At 55.2% G+C, this 14,221-nt stretch carries 19 protein-coding genes; 7 read left to right on the plus strand and 12 right to left on the minus strand.

What is annotated here, in order from left to right; translation table 11 throughout:
• Positions 1-6: 6 nt before the first annotated feature.
• Genes ACJJIT_RS12820 through ACJJIT_RS12840 form a run of 5 tightly spaced genes read right to left on the minus strand, consistent with a single transcriptional unit; the run spans position 7 to position 4,734 of the window.
• Complete coding sequence (locus ACJJIT_RS12820) at positions 7-945, minus strand: class I SAM-dependent methyltransferase (RefSeq protein ID WP_444898625.1); 939 nt, start codon at positions 943-945, stop codon at positions 7-9.
• Complete coding sequence (locus ACJJIT_RS12825; protein ID WP_444898626.1) at positions 946-2,109, minus strand: ATP-NAD kinase family protein; 1,164 nt, start codon at positions 2,107-2,109, stop codon at positions 946-948.
• Positions 2,100-3,251, minus strand: a complete 1,152-nt coding sequence (locus ACJJIT_RS12830; protein ID WP_444898627.1) for a 4-phosphoerythronate dehydrogenase — start codon at positions 3,249-3,251, stop codon at positions 2,100-2,102. The genes ACJJIT_RS12825 and ACJJIT_RS12830 overlap by 10 nt, the downstream gene beginning before the upstream one ends.
• Positions 3,248-4,141 carry a 5'-3' exonuclease gene (locus tag ACJJIT_RS12835; protein WP_444898628.1) on the minus strand — a complete coding sequence of 298 codons (894 nt, stop codon included), beginning with the start codon at positions 4,139-4,141 and terminating at the stop codon, positions 3,248-3,250. The genes ACJJIT_RS12830 and ACJJIT_RS12835 overlap by 4 nt, the downstream gene beginning before the upstream one ends.
• Positions 4,138-4,734, minus strand: a complete 597-nt coding sequence (locus ACJJIT_RS12840; protein WP_444898629.1) for an elongation factor P hydroxylase — start codon at positions 4,732-4,734, stop codon at positions 4,138-4,140. The genes ACJJIT_RS12835 and ACJJIT_RS12840 overlap by 4 nt, the downstream gene beginning before the upstream one ends.
• A 292-nt stretch (positions 4,735-5,026) precedes the next feature.
• Here ACJJIT_RS12840 and ACJJIT_RS12845 point away from each other — a divergent pair, with 292 nt between their 5' ends.
• Complete coding sequence (locus ACJJIT_RS12845) at positions 5,027-5,713, plus strand: hypothetical protein (RefSeq protein WP_252085280.1); 687 nt, start codon at positions 5,027-5,029, stop codon at positions 5,711-5,713.
• Between the two features lie 89 nt (positions 5,714-5,802).
• Here ACJJIT_RS12845 and tusA read toward each other — a convergent pair whose 3' ends face one another.
• On the minus strand, positions 5,803-6,069 hold the full coding sequence (gene tusA / locus ACJJIT_RS12850; RefSeq protein ID WP_252085279.1) for a sulfurtransferase TusA: 267 nt from the start codon (positions 6,067-6,069) through the stop codon (positions 5,803-5,805).
• Between the two features lie 77 nt (positions 6,070-6,146).
• Here tusA and ACJJIT_RS12855 point away from each other — a divergent pair, with 77 nt between their 5' ends.
• Positions 6,147-6,434: an antibiotic biosynthesis monooxygenase family protein gene (locus ACJJIT_RS12855; RefSeq protein ID WP_252085278.1), complete on the plus strand. Its 288-nt coding sequence runs from the start codon at positions 6,147-6,149 to the stop codon at positions 6,432-6,434.
• On the opposite strand, the gene ACJJIT_RS12860 is transcribed toward ACJJIT_RS12855, so the two are convergent.
• From ACJJIT_RS12860 to ACJJIT_RS12875, 4 genes are all read right to left on the minus strand, one after another.
• Entirely contained in the window at positions 6,409-7,047 is a 639-nt protein-coding gene (locus tag ACJJIT_RS12860; RefSeq protein WP_252085277.1) for an alpha/beta family hydrolase, read from the minus strand. The two genes, ACJJIT_RS12855 and ACJJIT_RS12860, sit on opposite strands and share 26 nt — an antisense overlap.
• Positions 7,040-7,264, minus strand: a complete 225-nt coding sequence (locus ACJJIT_RS12865) for a YheU family protein (protein ID WP_252085276.1) — start codon at positions 7,262-7,264, stop codon at positions 7,040-7,042. The genes ACJJIT_RS12860 and ACJJIT_RS12865 overlap by 8 nt, the downstream gene beginning before the upstream one ends.
• 81 nt (positions 7,265-7,345) lie before the next feature.
• Positions 7,346-8,158 carry a class I SAM-dependent methyltransferase gene (locus tag ACJJIT_RS12870; RefSeq protein ID WP_444898630.1) on the minus strand — a complete coding sequence of 271 codons (813 nt, stop codon included), beginning with the start codon at positions 8,156-8,158 and terminating at the stop codon, positions 7,346-7,348.
• A 22-nt stretch (positions 8,159-8,180) separates the two neighbouring features.
• Positions 8,181-8,480 carry an MTH1187 family thiamine-binding protein gene (locus tag ACJJIT_RS12875; protein WP_444898631.1) on the minus strand — a complete coding sequence of 100 codons (300 nt, stop codon included), beginning with the start codon at positions 8,478-8,480 and terminating at the stop codon, positions 8,181-8,183.
• Positions 8,481-8,610: 130 nt separating this feature from the next.
• On the opposite strand from ACJJIT_RS12875, the gene ACJJIT_RS12880 reads away from it, so the two are divergent.
• The 4 genes from ACJJIT_RS12880 (at position 8,611) to mnmC (ending at position 12,254) form a co-directional block, all read left to right on the plus strand.
• The gene (locus ACJJIT_RS12880) at positions 8,611-9,141 is read left to right on the plus strand and encodes a glycine cleavage system protein R (protein WP_252085273.1); all 531 of its coding nucleotides are present in this window, start codon (positions 8,611-8,613) and stop codon (positions 9,139-9,141) included.
• Between the two features lie 94 nt (positions 9,142-9,235).
• On the plus strand, positions 9,236-9,709 hold the full coding sequence (trmL, locus tag ACJJIT_RS12885; RefSeq protein WP_444898632.1) for a tRNA (uridine(34)/cytosine(34)/5-carboxymethylaminomethyluridine(34)-2'-O)-methyltransferase TrmL: 474 nt from the start codon (positions 9,236-9,238) through the stop codon (positions 9,707-9,709).
• A gap of 12 nt (positions 9,710-9,721) precedes the next feature.
• On the plus strand, positions 9,722-10,261 hold the full coding sequence (gene fldB / locus ACJJIT_RS12890) for a flavodoxin FldB (protein WP_444885510.1): 540 nt from the start codon (positions 9,722-9,724) through the stop codon (positions 10,259-10,261).
• Between the two features lie 13 nt (positions 10,262-10,274).
• A complete protein-coding gene (mnmC, locus tag ACJJIT_RS12895; protein ID WP_444898633.1) occupies positions 10,275-12,254 on the plus strand; it encodes a bifunctional tRNA (5-methylaminomethyl-2-thiouridine)(34)-methyltransferase MnmD/FAD-dependent 5-carboxymethylaminomethyl-2-thiouridine(34) oxidoreductase MnmC in 1,980 nt (659 codons plus the stop codon).
• A gap of 50 nt (positions 12,255-12,304) precedes the next feature.
• Here the strand turns inward: mnmC and ACJJIT_RS12900 are convergent, their stop codons facing one another.
• Positions 12,305-12,937 carry a DUF502 domain-containing protein gene (locus ACJJIT_RS12900; protein ID WP_444898634.1) on the minus strand — a complete coding sequence of 211 codons (633 nt, stop codon included), beginning with the start codon at positions 12,935-12,937 and terminating at the stop codon, positions 12,305-12,307.
• Between the two features lie 9 nt (positions 12,938-12,946).
• On the opposite strand from ACJJIT_RS12900, the gene ACJJIT_RS12905 reads away from it, so the two are divergent.
• On the plus strand, positions 12,947-13,738 hold the full coding sequence (locus ACJJIT_RS12905; protein ID WP_444898635.1) for a glutaminyl-peptide cyclotransferase: 792 nt from the start codon (positions 12,947-12,949) through the stop codon (positions 13,736-13,738).
• Positions 13,739-13,740: 2 nt separating this feature from the next.
• On the opposite strand, the gene ACJJIT_RS12910 is transcribed toward ACJJIT_RS12905, so the two are convergent.
• Entirely contained in the window at positions 13,741-14,172 is a 432-nt protein-coding gene (locus tag ACJJIT_RS12910; RefSeq protein ID WP_444885514.1) for a hypothetical protein, read from the minus strand.
• Positions 14,173-14,221: the final 49 nt, after the last annotated feature.

The following is a 14,221-nucleotide window of genomic DNA, read 5'->3' on the forward strand; positions in this document are numbered from 1 at the left end:
GTATCGCTAACTCTGACGACGATATTTAACGTGCAGCATTTTTAGGGCGGCATCCGGGTCCCGATCGGGGAAATCCGGGTTTTGCGCCAGCCGCTCTACCACTTCATAGCCGCTATCGGCACCGAGTATCAACTCGCGAAAGTGCGCTTCGCTGTGGCGCGGGGAGTTGATCACCATCAGCAGGTCTGCCTCATCCGCGAGGCAGGCAGGCAGTTGTTGCAGCAGTTTTTTGTAGTTGTGACTCACATCGAAGCGGCCTTTCTGGCGTGTGGGTGGGTCTACGATAGCGAGATCAAAGGGCCCCCGGCGATCGAAGCGCTTGAACTGGCGCAGCGCATCGAATTGTAAAAATTGAATGCCCCGCAGGGACAGGCCATTCACCTCGTGGTTTTCTCGGCCGCGATTCAAAACGCCCCGGTTCACATCCACATTGACGATCTCAATATCCCCAGCGGCTCGAGCCACAGCAGAAAAAGCACAGGTAAACGCGAACAAATTCAGCATCTTCACCGATTTGCGCTCCGAGCGCTCCCGCACCTGCGCTTCAAGCCAGGTACGACCGGGTTCGATATCCAGAAAGAAGCCAACATTCTGACGATCAAAGGTCAGTGGAAACTGCAGACCGTTGCGCTGCGCCACTGGTGCGGCAACCGATTCGCCACACAACCACTCCAATGGTGCACCGGGGAGATAGCGACGCTGCGCGGCCACCCCCTGATAACCGTATGATTCGGCCATCTGCCAGAGCTTCTCGCACAACTCCCCTTCCCCCTCGTACTCCTCAAAAAAAGTAACCAGTAATGCAGGGAAAAAACTATCGACACAAACCTGCTCCAGGCCTGTAAAACAGCGACCACGCCCATGAAACAAACGCCGGCTGTCACCGCCGCCCTGAACTAACTTGGGCTCTACTTGCTGCAGCAACACTTGCCAATCGGTAGACACTCAGACTTCTCCATTGCTTAGGGGGTAGAGGATCGCATCGCGGTAGCCGGTTACCACACGGATAAAGCCGCTCCACTGCCGATCCAGTTCGGGGTCACCACTATCCACTAACAGGGGGCGCCCGCCGAGTTCGGTTATTTTGGTTTTGGTGGCGACAACCACCAGGTTTTCACGACCCACTTGGCTTAGGACTCTGGGGGAGAATTGCTGGTTACCGCGGCCGATCAGATGGCCCTGGCCTCCGATGGCAGTGAGAATAATTTTTACCTGACCATTTTTTTTCACACTCTTGTGTGCGGCAATCGCTGCCTCAATCTGCGGCGCGCTCACATCTTTTTGCAAGAGGGCGCCATCACAGAGCAGATCCACCCCCAGCAGGGTGCCGTCACACCCCAATTCACTCAAGACAGCTAAGGTAGTTGAACCGGGACCGACGATATACAAGGTATCCGGCTCTAGTTCCTCGACAATCTCCGCGGCGATATCCGCCACAGCCAGCTCTTCCACCTCGCGCCCGGCGTTCTTTACTGCCTGCAGGAAGTGGCCCTCCTGGGGCACCAGCAGCTCGCCGTAGTGGCGAGTGCTCACCCGCCCCTGGCGGAAGCTATTTTCATCGATATCACGCACCTCGCGCTCACACAAATCCACCAGCTCACCGGCCAGTAATTTACGCAAAACTTCTCCACCGGCCTTGGGGGAAATCGCGAAACAAGCGGAGTGCATTTTGACACCGGCGGGAATACCCAGTACTGGAAAGTGATCACCCAGGACGTTGGTCATATTGCGCGCAGTGCCGTCACCGCCAATAAAGACGATCAGGTCGGCACCGGCGTCGCGGATCGCCATTGCCGCTCTCTCGGTGTCCTCGGGGGTTGACGGGGTGGACTCGGCTGCACCCACCTCACGCACGGCAAAGCCCAGTGCACTAGCCGTATCCGCCCCCATATCACCGGCAAAACACAAAAACTCCAGCTGCTGCCGAAACGGTAGCAAGGCCTCCAGGGCAATCGCGGCACGCTTGTGGGATTGCGGCTCAATACCAGCCGTCAGGGCCTGCGCCACTGTCTCAGCTCCATCGCTGCCCTTAAGCCCCGCTGGGCCGCCAACACCGGCCCAAGGATTGATAATCAAACCCAGTTTCTTAACTTGTTTTTCTAATCGCACATGAGCCCCAGTACTGCCAACTCTTCTCTCTCTTTTTTACCCAGGGCCTGCGCTGCGGCGCGGTAATGGGAAAACTCCAAACGCTCGGGATATTCACGGCGCAGGCGGTCGAAAGCCTTGGCCATAGGTTCTATCCCTCGAGCAGCTTCGCGCAGGCGCGCATCATCTTCGCGTGGGTCATACATTTGCAATAACAAATTCGCTATTGGCGCCGCCCCACTAATCACCGGCTCAAGTTGCCTTCTAGAGACTTCAGCTTGCGTATCGCAGGTGACGCCAGTGTTTTCTGGCTGGGCCAGATCCAGCGCATTGGAGAGCGCCTCACGAATTATGCGGGTGCCTGTGAGCTTGCCATCCAGGCTATAGCCGGCAATATGCGGGCTACCCAGATCCACCAACTCCAACAGCTCAGTGTTGATTCCCGGCTCCCCCTCCCAGACATCCAGTACCGTCTTAAAACGCTTTGCCCGCTGTAACACCTGTAATAACGCGCGATTGTCCACCACCGCACCGCGACCGGCACTAATCAAAACAGCGCCGTCGCGAATCTGTGCCAAATGCTCAGCACCGATCATATGCAAACTGGGGAAGGGCCCATCTTTAACCAGGGGGGCGTGCAGGCACACAATGTCCTGACTCAGTACTTGCTCAAGGGGGGCAAAGTCGGGGTTATCTGGCAGCCAGGGGTCGTAGACAGCACAGCTCGCACCCAGGGCATGCAAGCGCTTCTGCAGCAGCCCTCCCACATTGCCACAACCGACAATGCCAAAGCTGCGCCCGCGCCAGTCCACGTCTAGGGCGGCCAAAGTACAAAATACATATTCAACCACGGAGTTGGCATTGCAGCCCGGCGCGGCGCTCCAGTAAATACCATTGCGCTCCATCCAATCGGTATCCAGATGATCGGTGCCGATGGTACAGCTACCCACGAAACGTACCGGCGTGCCTTCCAGCAGGCTCTGATTCACTCGTGTGACGGAGCGCACCAGTAGGATATCGGCATCAATCAATTGCTCGCGCGTCAGTGTGCGGCCCGGATAGCGTACCAGCTTACCCAGATCGCCAAAATATTGCTCCAGTGCCGGTATATTCTCATCGGCAACAATCTTGAGGCCAACGCCCTGTGCGTGGCTTTCACTCATGTAGGTTCTCCTTCAGCGCTCACCAGTGTGCGCTCTATTTTTCCTGCCAGCCCGCCGATCCCGAACTCCTTGGCCAGAGCCGTGGCCAATTCAACATCCACAGGTTGCGGACGCAAATCACTCACCTTAATGCCAAGGGGGATATCCTCCACCAGGCTTGCCAGGCGTTTTGCCAAGCGCAGCTGGTCGGAGTATTCCTCCAGCCGCTGGGCGAGCCCTTTCGCACCCCGAATGGGCAGTGTTGTCACTCTCTCTTGCTGTGCCAACAGCGCTTCGACATCATCAAACTCGCCCAGTAATCGCGCCGCAGTCTTGGCACCAATGCCGGGTACTCCGGGAATATCGTCACTGCTATCCCCCACCAGCGCCAGGTAGTCGGCAATCTGCGCGGGTTTTACCCCAAACTTCTGCTCAATGGCCACGCTGTCCATATGCTGGTTTGCGGCAAAATCCCAAAGACTGGAGGCTCCACGAGCCAGTAACTGCCCCAAATCTTTATCCCGACTCACAATGATTGGGGCATGATTGCGCAGTTTTCGCGTCAAGCTGGCGAGAATATCGTCCGCCTCATAACGCTCACTGGAGAAACTGGCGATACCCAGGGCTTCCGCCATCTCCCGGCAGGCCGCCAACTGAAAGGCCAGGGCTTCATCTGGCAATGCGCGACTGCATTTATAGTCCGGGTAAAGCGTGTTGCGGAAGCAACTGCCGAGAGATTCATCGAAAGCGCAGGCGATATGACGTGGATTTCTCGCCAAAAGATCCAGCAGGAAGTTGGTGAAGCCGTAGACCGCTTCTGTGTCGTAACCACTGCGACTCTGCCAGTTGGGTGGCAAAGCGAAGTAATAGCGAAAGATATAGACAGAAGAGTCGACCAGAAAACTGCTCACGACAGCTCCCGCAGCTGATAGTCATCGCCGCTCAATGGATCTGGCTGAGTAAACGCCCCTGCGAGCGCAAGAGCGAAAGTGCGCGCCCGCTCATTGGGCCCCTCCGCACAATAGCGCTGAACCTGGCGCCAAATAGCCTCTTTGAAACTGGTGCTGGGACCAAGGCCACTCTCCAAGTTGTCCGCACTGACACGGAAACGGAGGCCACAGGCACGGGCGAAAATCCATTCCAGCGCCTGGGGTTTGACCTCCACCAACTCGAATTCTGCTTGTTGCTCGGCACTACGCCCATCTGGAGCATACCAATAGCCATAGTCGGGCAACTGCCGGCGGGCCTCACTGGCCACACACCAATGGGCCACCTCGTGCAGTGCGCTGGCCGCATAGTCGAGAGTGAACTCGACCTGATGATGGCCCTGCTGGCCCCCGGCGGGCCGATAGTAAGGTTCGGAAAAACCGCCGCAAAGTCGGGTATTTAGTCCTTCTGGACTGGAAAAACAGCGATTGAAGACCGCCACAATACGCTCGGCAGTGGATCTGGCTGCTAGGGGAGTATTAGAAACTGGAGCCATTTCTAAGTGAGTGACGGGCAAGATATTCTCCGGGATACCGCAAAGGCGGGGACTATATCAACGGGAGCGCCTCGATCAAAGCCGCGCCGCTTCTGCAGGCGTTAGCGGGCCGGTTGTATTTCCGGAAATCAACATATACCTTTACTCACAGGGAGGCCGCTGAACACCTGCCTTTTCAGCGTATTCCCCGAGGAGGGGTCTAATGCAGTCAAATACCCTCCTGCCCCGGTCTTCTTTCAGAGATAGGGCCTTGGCAGTCGCACCTTGATCTGATCGGAGACGGTATATAACCGGCCCTGCCAGGAGGTGTTCCATGACAGACCACAGCATCAACAATGTGGTTGACCTCTTCACCGGCGAGCCGATCGAAACTTCTGCGGACAGGCGCTTTATTCGCCTTTCGCCGGAGCTAGACGGCTTGGAAATGCTCTACTCCAACAACTCCAGCGGTACAGACCTATACAGCTTAAAAATACTCTGCTGGGGGCTTAAAGCGAATGGCGAGGTCGTTGGCCTCGTTCCCTGGTTAAACACCATAGTGGCCTGTCCAGATATCAAGGACCCTTTGGATGGACGCTTCGAAGGCTACTACGACCCCGGTATTGAAGACATCTTCCACCATCCCCCAATCCACAAAGTCGTCGAGTTGGAGACTGCGGCGGAATACTTTGAGTTTGAGAGCAGCAAACCCGAGGAAGTTCTGCAGGAGATTCCCGATACCATCGGCACCCATGCGGTGTTTATGGATAAGGACAGGGAGAACCTGACACTGATCGAGGTCATCAGCTGGAGGCTGCACGCCGACGGCGTTATTCACGGTATGCTGATCGATCACGATGTCGTTGAGACCACTCCGGTACTACCGGGAGATCACTGTCTATACCCAGCACAGGAGAGTGAAGGCTTTCGCTACTTCTTCCAACATCATATCGCCAACAAGATCAAATCTGAGGACCCTGAGGCACTAGCCGCGATCGCCGCTCTAGTAACGGCGCCATAAGAGTTAACAGGCCATAGAGTCAGTACAAAACTTATTCGGGAGTGTGCCCCCGGTGCCGTCGAAGCGGGACCGGGGCGCTATCTGACCAACTATTCCGCTTTCTTGATCCAATACACGAACTCGTCATTCTCCTCTGCATGCTGCACTAGTTCATAGCCGAGAAACTGGCAGAACTTGGGCACATCCCGCTGCGTCGAGGGATCGGTGGCCATCATTTTCAATACTTCCCCATCGGCAACATTTCTCACCGCTGAGTGCAGCATCATTACGGGTTCCGGGCACAACAGGCCGCGGGCATCGAGGGTGTGATCAAACTTCATAGTATTTATTGTGCGCAATTTAGCGCACTTCGTCATCTAGAAACTGGCTGCCGACTCTTCCGCTGACAGCCGCGCTAAAATCCATTTAGGCCCTATCGCATTGTGGGGAGATGATGATCTATGTATTGATTGAGCGAGAAATTGCCGCCGAAATGCAGAGCAGCTACGAGGAGGCCGCACGAAGAGTCCTTACCTGTGCCTACCGCACCGTCGGTTTTATCGAGGGACAGACCTATATCGAAAAGGGCAATCCATTGCGCCGCTTTACCCTGTCTAAGTGGCAGTCAGAACTGCACTGGCAACACTGGTACACCAGCGAGGAGCGACGCGCCCAAATGGCCCAGTTGGCCCCACTGCTAGTGGGGGAAGAGCGCGTCACGATCCTGGAAACCGCTGCATAAACCCCGCCACTTTATCCACCGCAGTCTGCCAGTGTTGGGCTTGGGTAAATCCACTCGCGCGACGGGGCTTAAAATCGTGGTCACCATCGGCAAGCCACTCAATCTCAATAGCCTCCGCCAATCCATAAGTATTCACCTCTGCAAGGCTGCCAAGTGGATCGCGATCTCCCTGCACAATCAAAGTGGGGCAGGCAAAATCTAGCAGGTGCTCAGTGCGGAGCTTCTCCAGCTTGCCCTGGGGGTGAAATGGATACCCCAGGCAGATAAGTCCGGCAACCACCCCCTGCGCATAGCTGTCATTGGCCAGGAGGCTCGCTACCCGCCCTCCCATCGACTTGCCCCCAATAAACAGGGGTAAATCACCGGCAAACTGCTCAATCTGGGCGTTAAAGTTCTCCTGTAACTGCGACATAGTGTTAGGCGGCCGCTTGCCACCTCCGCTGCGGCGCTGGGCCATATAGGGAAACTCGAAACGCACCACTTCGATACCCTGCTCACACAACCCAGTGGCCAACGTCTGCATAAATTCACTGTCCATGGGCGCACCGGCACCATGGGCAAACAGAAAGCGCGCTTTAGGAGCTTGAGGCTCATCAATGAGGTATTCAGACATCGGTAGGCAGATCCTCGGCCAGCACCAGATTGACTGTCTCCTCGCCGGGATCGAACCAAATTACCACGTCACCGGACTGCAACTGACGGCGCAGGCTAGCCACCTTCTCCGGTAGTTCCACCTCGCGCTCACCATACTCGGTGCCCTCACGGGTAGCATACTCTTCCAATAGGTTCTGCAAAGTGTTGGGATCCAACTGCGCAAAGGGAATGATCATACAACTTTCATATCCGGGTGAGATGGGAGCGACGAGCGCCGCTCCCGGTGTTTACCTGTACTGGTAAGTGGTTATTTAAACTTAGGATTTTGGCTTGCGGAAGCGCAGAGTCATGCGGTCACTCTCGCCGATGGCCAGGTACTTGTCTTTGTCCTCATCACCCAAGCGGAGAGAGGGTGGCAAAGTCCAGACACCTTTCGGGTGCTTGGCGCTATCTTTCGGGTTGGCGTTGACCTCACTGCTCTCTTCCAACTCAAAACCAGCCTTCTTGGCTGCTTCGATAACATACTCCTGAGTCACATAACCGCTCTTGACCATATCCTCTTTACTGGTACCAGGCTTGGCGCGATGCTCAACCACACCGAGAACACCGCCGGGTTTCAGAGCGCTGTAAAAGCTGGCAAAAGCCTTATCTTCATAACCGCGGTACATCCAGTTGTGTACGTTGCGGAAAGTCACCACCGCATCGGCACTGCCTGCTGGGGCTATCTCACGGCCAGTTTGCGGTGAAAACTCGGTCACTACGACATTCTTATAGGCCTTCTTGTCGGCAGCTAGCTTGTCTTTAAAGCTCTTCAAAGAACGTTGATAGTAAGAAGACTCGCTATCCTCGGGGAAGTGCGCCGCATAGAGCTTGCCCTTCTTGCCCAGGTAGGGCCCTAGGATTTCTGTATACCAGCCACCGCCAGGAGTAACCTCCACTACCGTCATATCTGGCTTAATGCCCAAAAATTCCAGGGTTTCTGCCGGGTTACGGTACTGGTCTCGCGCAACGTACTCTTTGCTGCGGTGATCCCCCTGAATAACAGAATTCAAGTCGGCAGCCTGGGCGCCACCAGCCAGGGCCAGAGCGCCGGCCAGAGCGAGCAGAGATTTCTTGATATTGATCGTCATAATCGTTCCTGTGTTGTTATCGTTAATCCAGCTTCGATCGCACACTGTCGATCTTATCCTGTAATGACTGTTCCCGGTCTATACGGGTTCCCAATTTCAGACTGGTAGTGATGCGATCGGCGCCCATCGCGTGTACTCGCTCATGGCAGGTTTTTACCGCAGCCATCACCGTATCCCAGTCCCCTTCTATGTTGGTGCCATAGGCATGTAGATGGTGTGTCAGTCCGGCTTCCGCCAGTACTTTTTCACACTCCGCAACATACCTACTGACAGACACCCCCACACCCATGGGTATCACGCACAAATCGGCAATGACCTTCATTGACAGTCCCTCGCTAAGTTACCTGTTACCGGGAAAAGAAAAATGGCTTTGAGATTGGACGATAGAGTTATCCGACGAGATCCTATTACAATGCAAATGATACGTCTCCACTGAAGCAAAGGAACACTATATGCAACAGCATCTCGTTATCTCCATGATCTGCAACGATAAGCCCGGTGTTGTGGAAAAGCTTTCTGCAGTCATTGCGGATAACGGTGGCAACTGGGAAGACAGCCATATGGCCCATTTTGCCGGAAAATTTGCCGGTATATTGCGCGTTGCTGTTCCCGGTGACAAAACCCAAGGCTTAAAGGTCGCCCTCACTAGCCTCGCCCAGGATGGCTATAACCTGATCGTTGAAGACGCGATCGCCGTTTCCACTAAGCCTCAACAGACACTGACATTGAAGCTGGTAGGCAACGACCGCCCCGGTATTGTGCGGGAAATATCCCGCGCACTCAGCGCCCACCATATCAATATGGATCAGTTGGAAACTACTTACAGTAGTACTCCGTGGAGTGGCGAGCCTCTGTTTACTGCCGAGTGCAAGATCAATGTGGATGAAGATATGGATCTCGATGGCCTGCGCGACGAACTCGACCAGATCGCCAATGAGCTGGGGGTGGAGATCGACTGCGAGGAGATCGCCACTCCCCTCTAATTATGGAATAATCCGCTGCCATGCGGAGCCGGGCCCACCGCCCGGCTCAAATCATTCAAGCTAGATAGTACCGCTCCAGGGCATCCGCCAAGTAATGTTCAAAATTGTTCTATTCCAACCGGAAATTGCCCCGAACACAGGCAATATTATTCGACTTTGCGCCAATACTGGCGCCGAGCTACACCTAATCGAACCCCTTGGCTTCGATATGGACGACAAACGCCTGCGCCGCGCCGGGCTTGATTACAGTGAATACAGCCGCGTGGTTCGACACCCAGACTGGCTGGCTTTTGTCGATAGTGAGAAACCTTCGCGGGTGTTGGCCCTGTCCACTAAAGGCAGCCACAGCCATACCTCAGTGGAATACCAAGACGGCGATGCGATTGTGTTTGGCCCCGAAACTCGCGGCCTGCCGGCGGAGTTTCTACAAATGGTGGGCCCAGAGAACACCCTGCGCATTCCTATGCGCGCCGAGAGCCGCAGTATCAACCTGTCCAACGCCGCCGCCATTGTGATCTATGAAGCCTGGCGACAGCTCGACTTCAACGGCGCCATAGACCAGCAGTAAGAATTTTTTGTTATGCCAAGCTCCCAAGCTCCAATAGGCCTGTTTTACGGTTCCAGCACCTGCTACACCGAAATGGCTGCAGAAAAAATCCGCCAATACATTGGCCCCCAGTGGATCGACCTACACAACGTAGCCGAAGCGGATATTGCCCTGGCCGAAAGCTACGATTTCCTACTATTTGGCATTCCCACCTGGGATTACGGTGAACTGCAGGAAGACTGGGAGAATATCTGGGACGACCTGGCCGAGCTCGATCTGAGCGGTAAGACTTTTGCTCTGTTTGGGCTCGGGGACCAGGAAGGCTATCCACAGTGGTTCCAGGATGCCCTGGGCTATTTGCATGCCCAACTGCTCGCCTGCGGCGCCCGCGCCGTAGGTTACTGGCCTGCCGAGGGCTATGAATTTGAGGAATCCAAAGGACTGACCGAAGATGGCAGCCAATTTGTCGGCCTCGCCCTCGATGAAGAGAATGAATTTGACCTCAGTGAAGAGCGTATTGGCCGCTGGTGTGACCAGGTAATGCATGAATTCGGCCTTAAGGACGGGGCCTGAGGATATTAGTGAAGTGAGCAAATCCGGCAAACACGCGGACATCCAATGGCGCGAAGACGGTCAACCCCTGTCCCTCGCCTATGACGATATCTATTTCTCCACAGCTTCCGGTCTGGAGGAAACTCGCTACGTATTCCTGCAACAAAATGCCCTGGCGGAACGCTGGGCGACCCTGCCCGAGAATGCCACTTTTACTATCGGCGAAACCGGCTTTGGCACCGGCTTAAACTATCTCGCCGCCTGGGAGCTATGGCAGAAAACCGCTCCGAAAAATGCGCAGCTCCACTTTATTAGTGTGGAGAAATTCCCCCTGCACCCCCAGGATTTGCAGCGCGCCCTGGCACTATGGCCACAACTGCAGGCCTACTCCCAGCTACTGATTGAAGCCTACCCGCCATTATTGGCCGAAGGTGTTCACCGCCTGCAGTTCGGTCCAGTAAAACTGACCCTGATTATTGGGGAGGCCAGCCAGGCTTTAGAAAGCCTGCGCTTACAACAAGAGAACCGCGATCGGTACGTCGATGCCTGGTTTCTGGATGGTTTTGCGCCGGCCAAAAACCCTGACATGTGGACTGAAGAGCTATTCACCAATATGGCCCGCCTGAGTCAACCTGGCGCCACTTTCGCCACCTTTACCTGTGCGGGGCTGGTTAAGCGTGGCCTGCGCGAGGCGGGCTTCGCCCTGCGCAAAGTAGCGGGATTTGGCAGCAAGCGGGAAATGCTGTGCGGCACCCTGGAGCAGTTTCACGACTGCCAGCAGCACAGTACCCCCTGGCACCTACCCAGCACCGAAGCACAGCATCCGCAATCTGCCACAGTGATCGGTGGCGGTATTTCCGGCGCCACCATTGCCAGAGCACTGGCAGAGCGCGGTGTACAAGTACAAATTATTGAGCGCGGACCTACCCCCGGCAGCGGCGGCTCCGGCAACGACCAGGGCATACTCTACGGCAAGCTCTCCCCCAAACCGGGCCCCAATGGGGACTTCAACCTGCATGCCCTGATGTTCGCCCAGCGCTTTTACAAACAGCACTGCCCACGGCTCGCACATTTTAACGGCCTCTTGCAACTGGCTCAGAGTGACAGGGAGAAGCTGCTACAGAAACAGATCGAGGCTAGCCTGGCAGAACACCAAGGGCAAAACCTGGCCAGAATGGTTACCCCTGAGGAGGCCTGTCAGCTCGCCGGCGTAGATCTTCCTTTTGACGGGCTCTACTTCCCCAATGCAGGCTGGCTGGAACCCCAAAAGGTATGTGCTGCGCTACTGGAACACCGAAACATCACTCGATATCAGGGCAGTGCCGTAGAAACACTGACGCGCCAATATGGCAAGTGGTTCCTGCGTATCGAAGACAAAGAAATAGAAACTGAAGCGGTCATTCTCTGTGGGGCCAATGATATCCGCAGCTTTGCACCGGCTGAAGCCCTACCCCTGCGACCAATACGCGGTCAGGTATCGCGCGTGCACGCCACTGAGGTCTCCGCAAAGTTAAAAATTGCCCTCTGTGGTGAAGGCTATATCACTCCGGCCCACGAGGGGCGCCAAAGCTTCGGCGCCACCTTCAAGCTCAAGGAAACCGCCACAGAGTTACGGGAAAGTGAACACAAGGAGAACCTGCAGACACTGGCAGAACTGCTGCCACACTTTGCCGAGGAATTCTCCAGCCAGGATTTCAATGGCCGCGCCGCACTGCGCGCCGCTACACCGGATTACTTGCCAGTTGCCGGACCAATTCCCGACTGGGCATCCATGGACAACACTTACGCAAGTTTGCGTAAAAACCGCAAATTATTCATCCCCGAGCACTCAGATTATCAGGCGGGACTTTATGTAATGGGCGGCCTGGGCTCCCGCGGTTTTACCTACGCACCGCTAACCGCCGAAGTACTCGCCAGCTGGATTATGGGCGGGCCCCTACCTGTTAGCGCAGATCTGGCGAAAGCCCTGCATCCAGCGCGCTTTGCCATCCGCAACCTGGGTAAAAATCGCTAGTCGAGTGTGGCTTAAGCTCCTCTTATCTCAGAGCTTTTAAGCGCCCCTCCCTAAACTTTGCCTGCCTGAGGCCTCCCCGGCGGGGCCAGCAGACTAGCGCTACCGGCGCCACAGGCCACGATGGTTTTCATGGCAGCCTCAACGCTAACACCGGGCAGTATTTCCACACACTCCGCCGGCACATGGAAAACAAAACCCGAAGTGGGTACTGGAGCCGTTGGCACGTAAACCGTCATCTCACCATTGGCATGCTGAGAGGTCACTATCGCCGTTACCGCAAGCGGATTATCTGCACCGTGGATACGCACCCGAGCCACAGGCCCGGAAAGTACCCCCTCACCACCACCGCCAATAAATTGCACAACCAAATCTTTAATAGTGCTATACCCAGGTGCCAGGCGACCAAGCCAGTGGTCAACATGGCGGTGTAGCCAGTTACCAATGCTGGTCTTAACCAATAGACCAATCAAGAAACAACCCCCAAGAATCAGTGCTATCACCACAAGTCTGGCGAGGGTATCCTTAAACTCCGTATGGGCTTCCAGCCAGGTAACGGCGGGGGCGACAATTTCGCTGACCTGGCCAAACAGCCACTGGAATAAAAGTACTAAGATTGCGATGGGCAGCACTACCGCCAAACCACCCAAAAGGGTCAAGGTGACAAAAGTTTTTACTCTGGTCATAGATAATTGATGTACCGACTTACTATCCGCAGCTACATACTGCTGCTCTTATCCTGCCTGCTGCCAATAGCAGCACAAGCACAATTGAAAGCAACCCCCTTCTCCATTCTGGAGGAGCGTCAACGTGGTGGGAATCATTTCACCCAGGGGCTTTATTTCGATGGCCAGCGCTGGTGGGAAAGCAGTGGCCTTTACCGTCGTTCCTGGCTTGCCGAGTATACCGACCCCAGTGAAAAACCTGTAAGGCGAAAGTGGTTGCCGGGCAGACTATTTGCCGAAGGTCTTACTGTTCTGGGCGATAAGCTCTACCTACTGACTTATAAAGCCGGTGAGCTACATATTTACAATGCCAGCAACCTACAACATTTGGAGGTTAAGCAATACAACGGCGAGGGTTGGGGCCTTACCAGTGACGGCAAGTCCCTGATTATGAGTAATGGCAGTAATAAACTGACCTACCGCGATCCAGATACTTTTGAAGTCAAGCGCCAACTCAAGGTACATGGCGCCGGGGAGGTCTGGTCGAATCTGAATGAGCTGGAATTCGCCGAGGGCCTGATCTGGGCCAATATCTGGCAAGACAGCCGCATCATCGCCATAGACCCCATAAGCGGAGAAGTGCGCGGTGCTGTTGACCTGAATCGGTTAAATCCCGATGTCCGTAAACACCCTGACACGGTTGCCAATGGGATCGCCTGGGATAAGAAGCGAAATGGGCTCTGGGTAACAGGAAAATTTTGGAAACAATTATACCTGATCCGGCCTGAAGGGCTGGGGTTTAGAAAAAGCACAGTCCAATAAAGTTAGCGCCTGCGGTCTATCACCGTCAGCACACCACCATTGCGCAAGTAGTCCATAGAGGAGAGCTGCAACTGCAGCCGAAAACCATGATCACGACTCTGCAAGCTGACGCCATCAAGCCCGGCCTGCCCATCGTAAAGCATGGTGGATTCCCCCTCTTCACCCTGCCATTGAATCCCTTCCACATTGCGCATGCCGGGGAGTTCCAAAGTTACCAGAGTAAATTGCTCCGGTAACGGCTGCAGCTCGACCTGCGCGACACCAGAAACTGTCGCCAGGGAGAAAACTAACTGATTCTCCGGTGCTGGCCGCCAGCCCAGATGAGTATCCGCTACAACAGATTGCGCAAAACTACGCGGAGCACTAGAGGAACAGCCAGAAAGCCCGGCCAGAACTGTCAACCACAACACAAAAAGCACGATCAATGTGCGCATAGACCTATCCTTAGGCGATCGCTGTGATGAGATGCGGGGTGAGATGTGA

This window comes from Microbulbifer mixtoriginis (SeqCode) (assembly GCF_052467515.1).

Bases quoted from the DNA above. Each gene is read 5' to 3' on its own strand.
- ACJJIT_RS12830 (WP_444898627.1), bottom strand. From the start codon at position 3,251: ATGAGTGAAAGCCACGCACAGGGCGTTGGCCTCAAGATTGTTGCCGAT.
- ACJJIT_RS12845 (WP_252085280.1), top strand. From the start codon at position 5,027: ATGACAGACCACAGCATCAACAATGTGGTTGACCTCTTCACCGGCGAG.
- tusA (WP_252085279.1), bottom strand. From the start codon at position 6,069: ATGACGAAGTGCGCTAAATTGCGCACAATAAATACTATGAAGTTTGAT.
- ACJJIT_RS12855 (WP_252085278.1), top strand. From the start codon at position 6,147: ATGATCTATGTATTGATTGAGCGAGAAATTGCCGCCGAAATGCAGAGC.
- ACJJIT_RS12860 (WP_252085277.1), bottom strand. From the start codon at position 7,047: ATGTCTGAATACCTCATTGATGAGCCTCAAGCTCCTAAAGCGCGCTTT.
- ACJJIT_RS12865 (WP_252085276.1), bottom strand. From the start codon at position 7,264: ATGATCATTCCCTTTGCGCAGTTGGATCCCAACACTTTGCAGAACCTA.
- ACJJIT_RS12870 (WP_444898630.1), bottom strand. From the start codon at position 8,158: ATGACGATCAATATCAAGAAATCTCTGCTCGCTCTGGCCGGCGCTCTG.
- ACJJIT_RS12875 (WP_444898631.1), bottom strand. From the start codon at position 8,480: ATGAAGGTCATTGCCGATTTGTGCGTGATACCCATGGGTGTGGGGGTG.
- ACJJIT_RS12880 (WP_252085273.1), top strand. From the start codon at position 8,611: ATGCAACAGCATCTCGTTATCTCCATGATCTGCAACGATAAGCCCGGT.
- trmL (WP_444898632.1), top strand. From the start codon at position 9,236: ATGTTCAAAATTGTTCTATTCCAACCGGAAATTGCCCCGAACACAGGC.
- fldB (WP_444885510.1), top strand. From the start codon at position 9,722: ATGCCAAGCTCCCAAGCTCCAATAGGCCTGTTTTACGGTTCCAGCACC.
- ACJJIT_RS12900 (WP_444898634.1), bottom strand. From the start codon at position 12,937: ATGACCAGAGTAAAAACTTTTGTCACCTTGACCCTTTTGGGTGGTTTG.
- ACJJIT_RS12905 (WP_444898635.1), top strand. From the start codon at position 12,947: ATGTACCGACTTACTATCCGCAGCTACATACTGCTGCTCTTATCCTGC.
- ACJJIT_RS12910 (WP_444885514.1), bottom strand. From the start codon at position 14,172: ATGCGCACATTGATCGTGCTTTTTGTGTTGTGGTTGACAGTTCTGGCC.